This window comes from Streptomyces populi (genome assembly GCF_002911015.1).
GTDB lineage: Bacteria > Actinomycetota > Actinomycetes > Streptomycetales > Streptomycetaceae > Streptomyces > Streptomyces populi.
The window spans coordinates 1-13,657 of record NZ_KZ627004.1 but is presented as its reverse complement, the minus strand read 5'-3'; the positions used below and the strand labels follow the sequence as shown (position 1 = coordinate 13,657).

Annotated in this window: 13 protein-coding genes; 10 read left to right on the top strand and 3 right to left on the bottom strand. The window is 71.5% G+C overall.

What is annotated here, in order from left to right; translation table 11 throughout:
* The 4 genes from CW362_RS39970 to CW362_RS39955 form a co-directional block, all read left to right on the top strand.
* Positions 1-576 (top strand): GGDEF domain-containing protein (locus CW362_RS39970; protein WP_162684392.1); only part of this gene is annotated, 576 nt, incomplete at its 5' end.
* Between the two features lie 238 nt (positions 577-814).
* Positions 815-2,353, top strand: a complete 1,539-nt coding sequence (gene hutH / locus CW362_RS39965; protein ID WP_103554502.1) for a histidine ammonia-lyase — start codon at positions 815-817, stop codon at positions 2,351-2,353.
* Between the two features lie 227 nt (positions 2,354-2,580).
* Complete coding sequence (locus CW362_RS39960; RefSeq protein WP_037620522.1) at positions 2,581-2,784, top strand: cold-shock protein; 204 nt, start codon at positions 2,581-2,583, stop codon at positions 2,782-2,784.
* A gap of 133 nt (positions 2,785-2,917) precedes the next feature.
* Positions 2,918-4,735 (top strand): DEAD/DEAH box helicase, encoded by a 1,818-nt coding sequence (locus CW362_RS39955; RefSeq protein WP_103554501.1) that lies wholly within the window; start codon positions 2,918-2,920, stop codon positions 4,733-4,735.
* 236 nt (positions 4,736-4,971) lie between these two features.
* On the opposite strand, the gene CW362_RS39950 is transcribed toward CW362_RS39955, so the two are convergent.
* Both CW362_RS39950 and CW362_RS39945 read right to left on the bottom strand, forming a co-directional pair.
* Positions 4,972-5,727 carry a DUF2625 family protein gene (locus CW362_RS39950; protein ID WP_103554500.1) on the bottom strand — a complete coding sequence of 252 codons (756 nt, stop codon included), beginning with the start codon at positions 5,725-5,727 and terminating at the stop codon, positions 4,972-4,974.
* A gap of 41 nt (positions 5,728-5,768) precedes the next feature.
* Positions 5,769-6,131, bottom strand: coding sequence for a hypothetical protein (locus CW362_RS39945; RefSeq protein WP_103554499.1), 363 nt, complete (start codon positions 6,129-6,131; stop codon positions 5,769-5,771).
* Between the two features lie 110 nt (positions 6,132-6,241).
* On the opposite strand from CW362_RS39945, the gene CW362_RS39940 reads away from it, so the two are divergent.
* The 5 genes from CW362_RS39940 (at position 6,242) to CW362_RS39920 (ending at position 11,439) form a co-directional block, all read left to right on the top strand.
* Positions 6,242-6,586, top strand: coding sequence for a hypothetical protein (locus tag CW362_RS39940; RefSeq protein WP_103554498.1), 345 nt, complete (start codon positions 6,242-6,244; stop codon positions 6,584-6,586).
* Between the two features lie 229 nt (positions 6,587-6,815).
* The gene (locus tag CW362_RS39935) at positions 6,816-8,084 is read left to right on the top strand and encodes a L,D-transpeptidase (protein ID WP_103554497.1); all 1,269 of its coding nucleotides are present in this window, start codon (positions 6,816-6,818) and stop codon (positions 8,082-8,084) included.
* A gap of 262 nt (positions 8,085-8,346) precedes the next feature.
* Positions 8,347-9,822 carry an ABC transporter permease gene (locus CW362_RS39930; protein WP_103554496.1) on the top strand — a complete coding sequence of 492 codons (1,476 nt, stop codon included), beginning with the start codon at positions 8,347-8,349 and terminating at the stop codon, positions 9,820-9,822.
* Between the two features lie 41 nt (positions 9,823-9,863).
* Entirely contained in the window at positions 9,864-10,547 is a 684-nt protein-coding gene (locus CW362_RS39925) for an ABC transporter ATP-binding protein (RefSeq protein WP_037620535.1), read from the top strand.
* 121 nt (positions 10,548-10,668) lie between these two features.
* Positions 10,669-11,439, top strand: a complete 771-nt coding sequence (locus CW362_RS39920; protein ID WP_103554495.1) for a group II truncated hemoglobin — start codon at positions 10,669-10,671, stop codon at positions 11,437-11,439.
* Between the two features lie 28 nt (positions 11,440-11,467).
* Here the strand turns inward: CW362_RS39920 and CW362_RS39915 are convergent, their stop codons facing one another.
* On the bottom strand, positions 11,468-12,382 hold the full coding sequence (locus CW362_RS39915) for a helix-turn-helix domain-containing protein (protein ID WP_103554494.1): 915 nt from the start codon (positions 12,380-12,382) through the stop codon (positions 11,468-11,470).
* 172 nt (positions 12,383-12,554) lie between these two features.
* Between CW362_RS39915 and CW362_RS39910 the strand changes: the two genes are divergently transcribed.
* Positions 12,555-13,598, top strand: a complete 1,044-nt coding sequence (locus CW362_RS39910; protein WP_103554493.1) for an NAD(P)-dependent alcohol dehydrogenase — start codon at positions 12,555-12,557, stop codon at positions 13,596-13,598.
* Positions 13,599-13,657: the final 59 nt, after the last annotated feature.

Genomic DNA, 13,657 nt, shown 5'->3' with positions numbered 1-13,657 from the left:
TCCCTGACCGGGCTCGCCAACCGCCGCGCCGTGGACGTACGGCTCGACGAGGCCGTCGAGCGGCACAAGGAGGACGGGGCCGTGGTCAGTCTCGTCGTCTGCGACCTCAACGGGCTCAAGCGCGTCAACGACACCCTGGGGCACGCCGTCGGCGACCGGCTCCTCGAACGGTTCGGGTCGGTGCTCTCGCTGTGCGGGGCGATGCTCCCGGGCACCCTCGCGGCGCGTCTGGGCGGCGACGAGTTCTGTCTGCTGGCGGTGGGTCCGCCGACGGACGACGTGGTCCGCATCGCCGACGAACTCTGCCGCCGCGCGGCCGAGTTGGAGCTCGGGGAGGGCGTGGCGTGCGGGATCGCCTCGACGGGGGACCCGATCGGCCCCGTACGGTCGGCGCGCCGGCTGTTCCGGCTGGCGGACGCGGCCCAGTACCGCGCGAAGGCCGTCCGGGCCGCCAAGCCCGTGGTCGCCGGGCGCGAGGGCCCCGACGATCCCGTCGTGCGTCTCGCGGACGCGCCGCCGCCCGCCGCGGGCGAACGCCGCAGGTTCCGCGGCCGGCACGACCGGCCCCGCACGTGACGCCGGCGCGACCGGCCCCGCACGTGACGCCGGCACGACCGGCCCCGCACGTGACGGCGGCGCGACCGGTCCCGTGCGTGACGGCGGCGGCGCCACCGGCCGGTCCGTGGCGCGGCTCCGGCGCGATCCGCCGGACGGGTCCCGGGAGCGCCGCTGTGACGTACGACGGGGTAAGGGGTCAACCCGCCGCCCACTAGTGACATCATCGAATTCACTGCGTACGCTCCTGAATATGGATATGCACACTGTGGTGGTGGGGACGTCCGGGGTGACCGCGTCCGACGTTCTCGCCGTGGCGCGCGGCGGCGCCCGGATCGAGCTCTCCGACGAGGCGGTGGCGGCCCTCGCCGCGGCCCGCGAGATCGTGGACGCGCTGGCCGCGAAGCCGGAGCCCGTCTACGGCGTCTCCACCGGTTTCGGCGCTCTGGCGACCCGGCACATCAGCCCGGAGCTGCGCGCCCAGTTGCAGCGCAACATCGTCCGCTCGCACGCCGCCGGCATGGGCCCGCGCGTCGAGCGCGAGGTCGTCCGCGCGCTGATGTTCCTGCGGCTCAAGACCGTCTGCTCCGGTCACACCGGTGTGCGGCCCGAGGTCGCGCAGACCATGGCGGACGTCCTGAACGCGGGCATCACCCCGGTCGTCCACGAGTACGGCTCGCTCGGCTGCTCCGGCGACCTGGCGCCGCTGTCCCACTGCGCCCTGACCCTGATGGGCGAGGGCGACGCCGAAGGCCCCGACGGAGTCGTGCGCCCCGCGGGCGAGCTGCTCGCCGAGGCCGGCATCACCCCCGTCGAACTGCGCGAGAAGGAGGGCCTCGCCCTCCTCAACGGCACCGACGGCATGCTCGGCATGCTGGTCATGGCCCTCGCCGACCTGGAGAAGCTGTACAAGTCGGCCGACGTCGCCGCCGCGCTCTCCCTCGAGGCGCTCCTCGGCACGGACAAGGTCCTCGCCCCCGAGCTGCACGCCATCCGCCCGCACCCCGGCCAGAGCGCCAGCGCCGCCAACATGCTGGCCGTGCTGAAGGGTTCGGAGCTCACCGGCCACCACCAGGACGACGCCCCGCGCGTCCAGGACGCCTACTCCGTGCGCTGCGCCCCGCAGGTCGCGGGCGCCGGCCGGGACACCCTCGCGCACGCCCGCACGGTCGCCGAGCGGGAGCTGGCCTCCGCCGTCGACAACCCGGTCGTGCTGCCCGACGGCCGCGTCGAGTCGAACGGCAACTTCCACGGCGCCCCGGTCGCCTACGTCCTCGACTTCCTCGCCATCGCCGCCGCCGACCTCGGCTCGATCGCCGAGCGCCGCACCGACCGGCTGCTCGACAAGAACCGTTCGCACGGCCTGCCGCCGTTCCTCGCGGACGACGCCGGTGTCGACTCGGGCCTGATGATCGCCCAGTACACGCAGGCCGCGCTGGTCAGCGAGATGAAGCGGCTCGCCGTACCGGCCTCCGCGGACTCCATCCCCTCCTCCGCCATGCAGGAGGACCACGTCTCCATGGGCTGGTCGGCCGCGCGCAAGCTGCGCACCGCGGTGGACAACCTGACCCGCATCGTGGCGATCGAGCTGTACGCCGCCACCCGCGCGATCGAACTGCGCGAGGGCCTCACCCCGGCCCCGGCCTCGCGCGCGGTCATCGACGCGGTCCGCGCGGCCGGCGTCCAGGGCCCCGGCCCGGACCGCTTCCTCGCCCCCGACCTGGAGGCGGCGGACGCGTTCGTGCGCGCGGGCGGAGTGGTGGCCGCGGTGGAGCCGGTGACCGGCCCGCTCGCCTAGGGCCCCTGCGGGTGCGAGTCGCGGGTGGGCCGGGGGTGTCCCGGCCCACACGCCTCTCCTGGCCACCTTGTCCCGAGGTGTGCTACTGTCTCATTGATACGTTTTTGGTACCCATTTACTTTGTGCGCCTGATCGGAATCCTCCGCAGGCGCGTTTTGTTTTACCGGCATCTCCGGCATTACCCGGTGCATCTCCGGATGGGACCCCTACCTGTTCAGGAGAACAACATGGCTACTGGCACCGTGAAGTGGTTCAACTCGGAAAAGGGCTTCGGCTTCATCGAGCAGGACGGCGGCGGCCCCGACGTCTTCGCCCACTACTCGAACATCGCGAGCTCCGGCTTCCGTGAGCTCCTCGAGGGTCAGAAGGTCACCTTCGACGTCACGCAGGGCCAGAAGGGCCTGCAGGCGGAGAACATCGTTCCCGCCTAGTTCGAGCGCGCTTTTCCAGAGCCGGGTCCCGCGCCTTCGGGTGCGGGTCCCGGCTCAGCGCTGTGACAGCTCATGCAGTCGGTGAGCGCTGTGTGTGCAGTCCGTGGGCCCAGGAAGGAAAACCAGATCCAGCATGACTCGATCCGAACGTCCCGTCCGTAAGCGGCCGGCGAACGCCCGTGCCGCACAGTCCGGCGGCTCCGCGCGGAACGCGGGCCGGGGAGCCGGCCGCGCCGGCGCCCGCAAGGTCGCGCCTCCGCAGGAGTTCTCCCTGCCCGAGACGATCACACCGGCACTGCCTGCGGTCGAGTCGTTCGACGCGCTGGACATGCCGGCCGCCCTGACCAAGACCCTCGCGGCCCAGGGTGTCACCGAGCCCTTCCCGATCCAGGGCGCCACCCTGCCGAACTCCCTCGCCGGGCGCGACGTGCTCGGCCGCGGACGCACCGGCTCCGGCAAGACCCTCGCCTTCGGGCTCGCGCTCCTCGCCCGCACCGCCGGCCGCCGCGCCGAGCCGCGCAGCCCGCTCGCGCTCGTCCTCGTCCCCACCCGCGAACTCGCCCAGCAGGTCGACGACGCCATCACCCCGTACGCCACCGCCGTCAACCTGCGCGTGGCCACGGCCGTGGGCGGGATGTCGATAGGCCGTCAGGCCGGCACGCTGCGCCGCGGTGTCGAGGTGCTGGTGGCCACTCCCGGGCGGCTCAAGGACCTCATCGAGCGGGGCGACTGCGACCTCGGGCAGGTCGCCGTCACCGTCCTGGACGAGGCCGACCAGATGGCCGACATGGGCTTCATGCCCCAGGTCACCGCGCTGCTCAAGCAGGTCGAGCCGGACGGCCAGCGGCTGCTCTTCTCGGCCACGCTCGACAAGAACATCGACCGGCTCGTCAAGATGTTCCTCACCGACCCCGTGGTGCACTCCGTCGACCCGTCCGCGGGCGCGGTGACGACCATGGAGCACCACGTGCTGCACGTCGCCGACGAGACCGACAAGAAGGCGGTCGCGCTGCGGATCGCCGCCCGCGACGGCCGGGTGATCCTCTTCGTCGACACCAAGCGCGGCGCCGACCGCTTCACCAAGCGGCTGCTGGCCAGCGGTGTCCGGGCCTCGGCCCTGCACGGCGGGCGCAGCCAGCCGCAGCGCAACCGCACCCTCGACCAGTTCAAGAACGGTCAGGTCACCGCGCTCGTCGCCACGAACGTGGCGGCCCGCGGCATCCACATCGACGACCTCGACCTCGTGGTCAACGTCGACCCGCCGACCGACCACAAGGACTACCTCCACCGCGGCGGCCGGACCGCCCGCGCCGGAGAGTCCGGCAGCGTCGTCACCCTGGTGCTCCCCGAGCAGAAGCGGGAGATGACCCGGCTGATGTCGGACGCCGGCATCACCCCGCGCACCACCCGCGTGTCCTCGAGCGACGAGGAGCTCGCGCGGCTCACCGGCGCCCGCGAGCCCTCCGGCGTCCCGGTCGTCATCGAGGTCCCGCAGCCCGTCGTCGAGGCGCCGAAGGCACGGACCCGGACGCGGCGCGCCACCGGCGGCGGCGCGCCGCGCCCGGCGGCCACCGCGCCGGACGGCCGGGCCCGCAGGCAGCGCGGCGGACGTCCGGGCACGGGTGCGGACGCGGGCGCCGCGGCGGGCGGCACCACCACCGGACGCCGCACGGGCACCGGGGGAGCGGCCGCGGGCCGACGCGCCGAGACCGGCGGCGGCACGGGCCGTCGTACGGAAGCCGGCGGCGGCGCCGGACGTCGTACGGACGCGGGGAGCGCGGCCGCGGGCCGGCGTGCCGAGGGCCGTCGTACGGACACCTCCGCCGGCGCGGGCCGGCGTGGCGAGGCCGGTGGCGGCGCGGGTGCGGGCCGCTCCGGCGGTCACGAGCGGGCTCCGCGGCGCGGCGGCCGGAACGGCGGCCAGGGCGGTGGCGGCCGCAGGGCCGCCTGACCTGACCGGATCCCCTCGGCTTCGCCGCGGCCCCGTGACCCCTGGCATCCGCCTCGGGGCGCGGGGCCGCCGCACGTGCGGACCACGGTCCTCGGATCTTCGGCCCTTCGTCCGGGCCCGGCCGTGGCCGGCGGCGACCGGTCACGGCCGGAGGTGGCCGGACCGGCCGGTCATCGGCGTCTCGCGGCTCCGGGGGGCGCGGGACGTCCAGGAACCGGGCCGTGCGCCGCGAGGGTTCAGACGTCGCCGAGGAAACCCGGGTCCACGCCGTCCAGTTCCAGGGCGAAGTTCCGGTGCAGGCCGAGGATTTCGGCCAGCGGCACCGCGCGGCGGCTGGTCGACTGGAGATCGCGCCGCGCCTCGGCCGACCACAGGAACGGCACCACGGACAGTCCCTGCGCGCCCGTCAGGGCGCCGGACTCGGCCCGCCAGCCGGGCCAGCGCAGGGTGTCGTAGAAGGTGTCCGTGCCCTCGGTGAGGAGCCACTGGAGCCAGGCCCCGTGGCCCACTTCGAGCGCCTCCCACCTCAGTGAGTCCGGCGCGAAGTACACGACCTCGCCGGGGCGGCCGGGACGCCCCGCGGACTTCGGGTCGGCGCCGTTGAGGACGAACACCCCGCCCAGTACGTCGTGGCCGACGACGAGTCCGTCGTCCCGCGGGCGCCAGTCCGGATCGAAGTGCTCGGGGAACCCGTTGACCTCGGCCAGCGAGGGCAGGTCCGTCGAGCCGCCGGGCAGCCCTGCCGGCTCCTCCTCCCCGGCCGGACTGCCGTAGATCCGCAGCCATCCGCTGTCCAGCACCACACCGCCGCAGTTGAGCACCATCCCGCCGAGCCAGGACCGCGCGGTGACCTGGAGCTGGTGCAGGCTCGCGCGGCCCAGGGCGGGGTCCACCGGGGGAACTTCCATGGACACCCCGCTGGCGGCGAGCGCCTCGGACAGCAGCGGCCAGGCCGGGTCCTCGACGTCGGTCAGCTCGCTCGGCTCTCGCATGGCTTCCCCGGGGTCGTCGGACGCGCGGTCGGTGCGTTCGGTCAGTAGGCGATCAGGCGTTCCCGGCGCACGGAGTACGTCACGAATCCGGCGCCCAGGGCGAGGAAGAGGGTGCCGCCGACGAGGTACGGCGTGGTGTCCACGGCGCCGGTGTCCGCGAGCCGGGTCCCGTCGTCGCCGGAGGACGTGCGCGGCCCGTCGTCACCGGAGAGCGTGCGCGTCCCGGTGCCGTCCGGACCGGCGGACGCTCGTGTCGTCGCGGTGACGGTCGGCGTCGACGCCGGCGCCGTCGTGCTCGGAGTGGGCACGTCCTGGGTCGCGTTGGCGGACGGGACGAACCACAGGGCACCCAGGAGGGTCCCCGCTGCGGTGGCGGTCAGCAACGATCGACGTGCGGCGGACACGAAATATCGATCCCCTTGTGACGCTTACGAATTGGCTGTGCGGTGCGATGCTAATGAAAGGCGCGGGTCGCGGGAAAGTCGCGCATGCCGCGGGCCGTACGCTCCCTCCCATGAGTACCCCTGAGACTTCACGATTTGTCCGGCTCCGTGTCGAAATCGTGCTGGAGATCGACGACGCCGACGCCGTCACGCGGGCGGCGCTGGACCGGATCGGCGACGACGCGGACATGCCGGCCGACGAAAGGGCGCACGCCGAGGGTGCGGTGACGGAAGACACTGCGGAGGCCCTCGCCTATCTCGTCGACCCGTTCGACCTGGTCAGTGAGGTGCCCGGCGTCGAGCTCGCGCAGGCTTCCTGGAGCAGCGAGCCCATTGACTATGATCCCGATTCGCCGGATTGGGGTGCCGACGAGGATGATGCCGACGAGGACGACGAGGAAGGCGCGCGCGGCTGACGCGGTCCGGGGGACATGACCCCGGCCGGCGACCGCCGTCCGGGGCTTCCTCGTTCCGGTGACACACCGGCCGTTCCCGTACCACTCCCGCGCACGGCTCCGGGCCGCGTCCCCGGACGCGGTGGACGTGGCGTGGGACACACTTCCGTGTGAAGTGGAACGGCGCGAACCAGTTGGGGCGTTCAGTTTGTTACGGGCCTCCCGTGGTCCTTTTCGGGAATCGGTGACGATGGAGAAGCGTGTGATGACGAACAGTAAGCGGCGCAAGCGTCTTATGGCTGCGTCCGCACTGCTCGGCGGGGTGCTGGTGCTCTCTGCGTGCAGCGGAGGCGGGGACAAGGCCGGCGGCTCGGACGGTGGCGACTCCTCGTCGCAGGCCAAGGTCGACGAGGCGGCGGCCAAGAAGACGTCCGAGGCCCAGATCAAGATCACGCCCAAGGACGGCTCGAACAACGCCTCGATCAACAACGGCACCACCGTCACGGTCGCCAAGGGTTCGCTCACGTCCGTCACGATGAAGACCGCGTCCGGCACCGCCGTCGCCGGTCAGATATCGGCGGACAAGAAGAGCTGGAAGCCCCTGAACCGGCTCGAGCGCGCCACCACGTACAAGATCGCTGCCGAGGCCGCCGACTCCGAGGGCCGTACGGCCCACGAGAACGCGTCGTTCACCACGGTCTCCCCGGCCAACAGCTTCATCGGCAACTTCACGCCCGAGGACGGTTCCACCGTCGGTGTCGGCATGCCGGTCTCGATCAACTTCGACAAGGCGATCACCGACAAGGCCGCGGTGCAGAAGGGGATCACCGTCTCCTCCAGCAGCGGCCAGGAGGTCGTCGGGCACTGGTTCAACGCCAACCGCCTGGACTTCCGTCCCGAGAAGTACTGGACGGGCGGTTCCACCGTCACCCTCAAGCTGGACCTCGACGGGGTCCAGGGCGCGAGCGGTGTCTACGGGGTGCAGCAGAAGACGGTCACCTTCAAGATCGGCCGCAACCAGGTCTCCGTCGTCGACGCCAAGGCCAAGACGATGCAGATCACCCAGGACGGCAAGGTCGTCAAGACCATCCCCATCTCCGCGGGCTCTCCCGAGAACACCACCTACGAGGGCCAGATGGTGATCTCCGAGAAGTTCAAGGAGACCCGGATGGACGGCTCGACGGTCGGCTTCACCAACGACGACGGCAAGGGCGAGTACGACATCAAGGACGTGCCGCACGCGATGCGCCTGTCGAGCTCCGGCACCTTCATCCACGGCAACTACTGGGGCGCGAAGTCCATCTTCGGCTCCGTCAACACCAGCCACGGCTGTGTGGGCCTGTCCGACACGAAGGGTGCCAACGACCCGAACACGCCCGCCGCGTGGTTCTTCACCCACTCGCTGATCGGTGACGTGGTGGTCGTCAAGAACACCGGCGACAAGACCATCGCCCCGGACAACGGCCTCAACGGCTGGAACCTGGACTGGGCGGCCTGGAAGGCCGGTTCGGCCGCCTGAGACCGAGGCACGGCCCGACGGCCGGCCGAGGCGCGAACGAACACCGATGCGGCGGTGGCCCCCACGGGCCGCCGCCGCATCGGCGTGTCCGGGGCCCGCCGGGCCGGCGTGTCCGGGTGCCCCTCCCGGGTCGGCGTCCTCCCGTGGACCCGCCCGCCGCACCGGTCCCTCCCATGGGTTTCTGGGCCCGGCCACAGCCTTCTCATGGTTCTCTTATTTCGGCCTTATTCCTTCATCACGCGCCGTAACTAGCTTGCGGCGCATGTTCTTCACCTACCTGAGGCGCGAACTGCGCCGCCGCAGAAAGGCGGCCCTCGTCGTCGCCTCCGGGCTCGCCCTGGGCATCGCCCTGGTCATCGTGGTCAGCTCCGTGTCCTCGGGCATGGAGAAGGCCCAGGGCAAGGTCCTGCAGTCGCTGTACGGGCTGGGGACCGACATGACGGTCACCAAGGCCGCCGCCGCCCAGAGCACCAGCGACCGCCCCCGCTTCAACTTCGACGCGAACGACAGCGATTCCGACAAGGAACAGAGCAGCGACCGCGTCATGGTCCAGGGCTTCCAGACCCTGGCCTCCTCGACCGTCTCCAAGGTCGACGCGCAGCAGGGTGTCGCGGACTCCGTCGGCGGTCTGAGCCTCCAGGTCATCCGCATCAACGGCCAGTTCACGCGCGGCCAGTTCAAGCAGGACCCGAGCAGCGGCGGCGGCCGGCAGGGCGGTCCCGGCGGCGGCCAGGGGGCCCCGCAGGGCCGCGTCGAGGGCGGCGGCGCCAACTTCGACGTCAACAACTACTCGGTCTACGGCACCGACGTCACCAAGCCGGCCCTGGGCCCGCTGACCTCGTCGAAGATCACCAGCGGTCGTACGTTCAAGACCTCCGAGACGAACGCCAAGGTCGTCGTCGCGGACAAGTCGTACGCCAAGGAGAAGAAGCTCAAGCTCGGCGGCACCGTCACCGTCAAGGGCGTCAAGTTCAAGATCATCGGCATCGCGACCCCCGACAGCGGCGACGCGGCGGCCAACCTCTACATCCCGCTCCAGCAGGCGCAGACGCTCAGCGACTCCAAGAACAAGGTCACGACGATCTACGTCAAGGCCTCGGACTCGCAGCAGATCGCCAGCGTCAAGAGCACCATCCAGAAGAACATCTCGGGCACGACGGTCACCACCTCCGCCGACCTCGCGGACACGGTCTCCGGCTCCCTGTCCACCGCCTCGGACCTCGCCTCGAACGTCGGCAAGTGGCTGTCGATCGCGGTGCTCGTGGCCGCGTTCCTGGTCGCCGGTCTGCTCACCTCCTCCGCCGTCTCCCGCCGCGTGCGCGAGTTCGGCACCCTCAAGGCGCTCGGCTGGAAGTCGGGCCGGGTGACCCGCCAGGTGGTCGGCGAGGCCATCGTCAACGGCCTGGTCGGCGGCGTCCTCGGCATCGCCCTCGGCCTCGCGGGCGCCTACGTCGTCACCGAGATCAGCCCCAGCCTCACGGCAGAGGTGGCGAGCGCGGGCCGTGGCGGTCCGGGCGGTCCGGGCGGAGGCGGCGGCTTCGGCGGCGGTGGCTTCGGCGGCCCGGCGCGGCAGAGCGCCTCCAAGGCCCTCGACGTCGCGCTCACCGCGCCGGTCAGCGTCAACACCATCGTCATAGCGGTGGGCCTGGCCGTGGCCGGTGGCCTGATCGCCGGTGCCTTCGGCGGCTGGCGCGCCTCCCGGCTGCGCCCCGCCGACGCCCTGCGCCGCGTCGAATAAGCCCCGCCCCTCACGTACTTACGTATCCCAGGAGTAACACCATGTACGAACTCAGAGGCGTCACCAAGCGCTATATGCGGGGCAAGGAATCGATCAACGCGCTCGCCGGGATCGACCTGACGATCGGCGACGGCGACCGGCTCGTCATCCAGGGTCCCACCGGCGGCGGCAAGTCCACCCTGCTCCAGATGCTCGGCGGGCTCGACCGTCCCACCGCGGGCAGCGTCGAACTCGACGGTGTCGACATGGCGAAGCTGTCCGAGGCGAAGCTCACCAAGGTGCGCAGCGAGAACATCGGCTTCGTCTTCCAGAGCTTCAACCTGATCCCCACGCTCACCGCCCAGGAGAACGTCGAGACCGCGCTCGTACCCCTGCGGGTCAAGGCGAAGGAACGACGTGAGCGGGCCGCCGCGGCCCTGGAGTCCGTGGGGCTCGCCGAACGGCTCGGACACCTGCCCGCCGAGCTGTCGGGCGGCCAGCAGCAGCGCGTCGCGATCGCCCGGGCCCTGGTCAAGCAGCCCAAGGTGCTGCTCGCCGACGAGCCCACCGGCAACCTCGACGAGTCCATGCGCGACGAGATCATGGACGTGCTCGAAGCCATGTGGAAGGAGCACGGGCTGACCTTCATCATGGTCACCCACGACTCCGCGATCGCGAAGAAGGCCCCGCGCCTCGCGACGATCCGCAAGGGGAAGATCACCGTCAAGGAGAACGCGGGGGCGTAGTACCCCTCTCCCGCGGCGAGCGCACGGCAGCGGGCCCGGGTGACGGCACGGGAATGAGCCCGCAGCGAAAGGGCCACCGGAGAGCGAGCCTCCGGTGGCCCTTCCGTGTTTGTGTGGGGTCATGACCGTCTCGACAGTCGAATACATCCGGTACCGCATCCCCGAGGAACGGTCGGCCGAGTTCCTGGCCGCCTACACCCGCGCGTCCGTCCAGCTCGCCGCCGCCCCGCAGTGCGTCGACTACGAACTCGCGCGCTGCGAGGAGGACTTCGAGCACTACGTCCTGAGGATCACCTGGACCTCGACCGAGGACCACATCGAGGGCTTCCGCGCCTCCGAGCTCTTCCAGGACTTCCTCGCCGAGATCCGCCCGTACATCCCGAACATCGAGGAGATGCGCCACTACAAGCCCACGTCGGTGCGGGGCCAGGGCGCCTCCGTCCCCACCCTCTACGCCTGGGCGGGCGGCGCCGAGGCCTTCGCCCGCCTCACCGAGGCGTTCTACGACAAGGTCCTCGAGGACGACCTCCTCGCGCCGCTGTTCGCCGGCCTCGCGCCCGAACACGCGGCCCATGTCGCCCTCTGGCTCGGCGAGGTCTTCGGCGGCCCGCCCGCGTACTCCGAGACCCAGGGCGGCCACGGCCACATGGTCGCCAAACACCTGGGCAAGGGCATCACCGAACCGCAGCGCCGCCGCTGGGTCAATCTGCTCCAGGACGCCGCCGACGACGCGGGACTGCCCACCGACGCCGAGTTCCGCTCCGCCTTCCTCGCCTACGCCGAGTGGGGCACGAGGCTGGCCGTGTACTTCTCCGGCCCGGACGCGACACCCCCGGCCGAGCAGCCCGTACCGAAGTGGACGTGGGGAGCCGCACCGCCGTACCGGCCCTGAACCCGGGACGCGGACCGGGGAGAACGGGTCACCGGGGCGACGGCGAGCCCGCGCGGGTGGCGTCCGTTCCCCACGACGCCAGCAGCCGCAATGCCTCGGCCGAGGCCGACCCCGGCTCCGCGTGATACGTGACCAGCGCCAGCTCGCCGTCACCGGCCAGCCGGAACGACTCGAACTGCAACGCCAGGTCGCCCACCAGCGGATGCCGCAGCAGCTTCACCCCGTGGCTCTTCTCCTTCACGTCGTGCGTCGCCCACAGCCGCCGGAAGTCCTCGCTCTTCACCGACAGCTCCCCGACCAGCGCGGCCAGCTGCGGATCGTCCGGATGACAGCCCGCGTCCATGCGCAGCAGACAGACGATGTCGATCGCCTTCTGCTCCCACTCCACGAACAGCTCCCGGTACTCGGGCTTCAGGAAGGCCATGCGCGCCCAGTTCCGCTCCTGCGGCGGCAGCTCCGACCAGTCCCCGAAGACCGCCGCGGCCATCCGGTTCCAGACGAGCACGTCGGAGCGCCGGCCCGTGATGTACGCGGGGACGCCGTCGAGCGTGTCGAGAAGCTGGCGCAGGGAGCCGCGCACCTGCTGCGGTCGGCTCGTCTGCTTCTTCTTGTGCTGCTTGGGCTTCGCGAGGTGCGTGAGGTGGTTGTGCTCGGCGTCCGTCAGCCGCAGCGCCCGCGCGATCGCGTCCAGCACCTCCGCCGACACATTGCGTCCATGGCCCTGTTCGAGGCGCGTGTAGTAGGCGACGGACACCCCGGCCAGCTGGGCCAGCTCCTCGCGGCGCAGTCCGGGCACCCGGCGGTGCCGTCCGAAGTCGGGCATCCCGACGTCCTCCGGCTTCAGCCGGGCACGGCGGCTGCGCAGGAACTCGCTCAGCTCGGCGCGCCGGTCGAGAGGGCGGGCCGCCTCACCGGCGGGCCCCGCGGAGGGGTGTTCATCCATACAACCAGTATCGACGGTCGTACGACGGGGAGCCTGACCCCGCCAGTGGTAGGACCGGCGGACGTACGCAGGACCGTGATCTGGGTGAGCCGCACGGGATCGGGCAGGCTGGACGCCGTGCCCGGCACAAGAGAGCCGGCACGGACACCCCCCTCCCGAGGAGAACCACGGCATGACCACTGTCGTTGCGTACGCCGCTCCCGCCGCCAAGGCTCCGCTGGAGCGCACCACCATCGAGCGACGCGAGGTCAGGGAGCACGACGTCCTGATCGACATCAAGTTCGCCGGCATCTGCCACTCCGACATCCACCAGGCCCGCGAGGGCTGGGGGAAGGCGATCTTCCCGATGGTCCCGGGCCACGAGATCGCCGGCATCGTCGCCGAGGTCGGCTCCGGCGTCACCAAGTTCAAGGTCGGCGACCGCGTGGGCGTCGGCTGCCTCGTCGACTCCTGCCGCGAGTGCGACAACTGCGCGGCCGGTCTGGAGCAGTACTGCACCGGTGGCGGCGTCGGCACGTACAACGCCGTCGGCAAGGACGGAGAGCCCACCTACGGCGGCTACTCCCAGAAGATCGTCGTCGACGAGAACTACACCCTGCGCATCCCGGACGGCATCTCCCTCGACGTCGCCGCGCCGCTGCTCTGCGCCGGCATCACCACGTACTCCCCGCTCAAGCACTGGAACGCCGGCCCCGGCAAGAAGGTCGCCGTCCTCGGCATGGGCGGTCTGGGCCACATGGGCGTCAAGATCGCGCACGCGCTCGGCGCCGAGGTCACGGTCCTCTCCCAGTCGCTGCGCAAGAAGGACGACGGCCTGAAGCTCGGCGCCGACCACTATCACGCCACCAGCGACCCGGAGACCTTCAAGGCGCTGCGCGGCACCTTCGACCTGATCCTGTCCACCGTCTCCGCCCCGCTGGACCTGGACGCCTACCTCGCCCTGCTGCGCACGGACGGCGCGTTCGTGAACGTGGGCGCGCCCGAGGAGCCGGTCCGGCTCAACCTGTTCTCGGTGATCGGCGGCCGCAAGACCCTCGCCGGCTCCGGCATAGGCGGCATCCGGGAGACCCAGGAGATGCTGGACTTCTGCGCCGCGCACGGCTTCGGCGCCGAGATCGAGCTGATCGGGGCGTCCGAGATCAACGAGGCGTACGAGCGGGTGCTGGCGAGCGACGTCCGCTACCGCTTCGTGATCGACGCGGCCACGATCCAGTAGGCCGCGGACGCACGGCCGACGAGAAGGAGCGCCGCCGCGGGTCGTACGACCCGCGGCGG

Coding starts and splice junctions, on each gene's coding strand:
- CW362_RS39940 (WP_103554498.1), top strand. CDS start 6,242: ATGAGTACCCCTGAGACTTCACGATTTGTCCGGCTCCGTGTCGAAATC.
- CW362_RS39930 (WP_103554496.1), top strand. CDS start 8,347: ATGTTCTTCACCTACCTGAGGCGCGAACTGCGCCGCCGCAGAAAGGCG.
- CW362_RS39935 (WP_103554497.1), top strand. CDS start 6,816: ATGGAGAAGCGTGTGATGACGAACAGTAAGCGGCGCAAGCGTCTTATG.
- hutH (WP_103554502.1), top strand. CDS start 815: ATGCACACTGTGGTGGTGGGGACGTCCGGGGTGACCGCGTCCGACGTT.
- CW362_RS39920 (WP_103554495.1), top strand. CDS start 10,669: ATGACCGTCTCGACAGTCGAATACATCCGGTACCGCATCCCCGAGGAA.
- CW362_RS39915 (WP_103554494.1), bottom strand. CDS start 12,382: ATGGATGAACACCCCTCCGCGGGGCCCGCCGGTGAGGCGGCCCGCCCT.
- CW362_RS39925 (WP_037620535.1), top strand. CDS start 9,864: ATGTACGAACTCAGAGGCGTCACCAAGCGCTATATGCGGGGCAAGGAA.
- CW362_RS39955 (WP_103554501.1), top strand. CDS start 2,918: ATGACTCGATCCGAACGTCCCGTCCGTAAGCGGCCGGCGAACGCCCGT.
- CW362_RS39960 (WP_037620522.1), top strand. CDS start 2,581: ATGGCTACTGGCACCGTGAAGTGGTTCAACTCGGAAAAGGGCTTCGGC.
- CW362_RS39910 (WP_103554493.1), top strand. CDS start 12,555: ATGACCACTGTCGTTGCGTACGCCGCTCCCGCCGCCAAGGCTCCGCTG.
- CW362_RS39950 (WP_103554500.1), bottom strand. CDS start 5,727: ATGCGAGAGCCGAGCGAGCTGACCGACGTCGAGGACCCGGCCTGGCCG.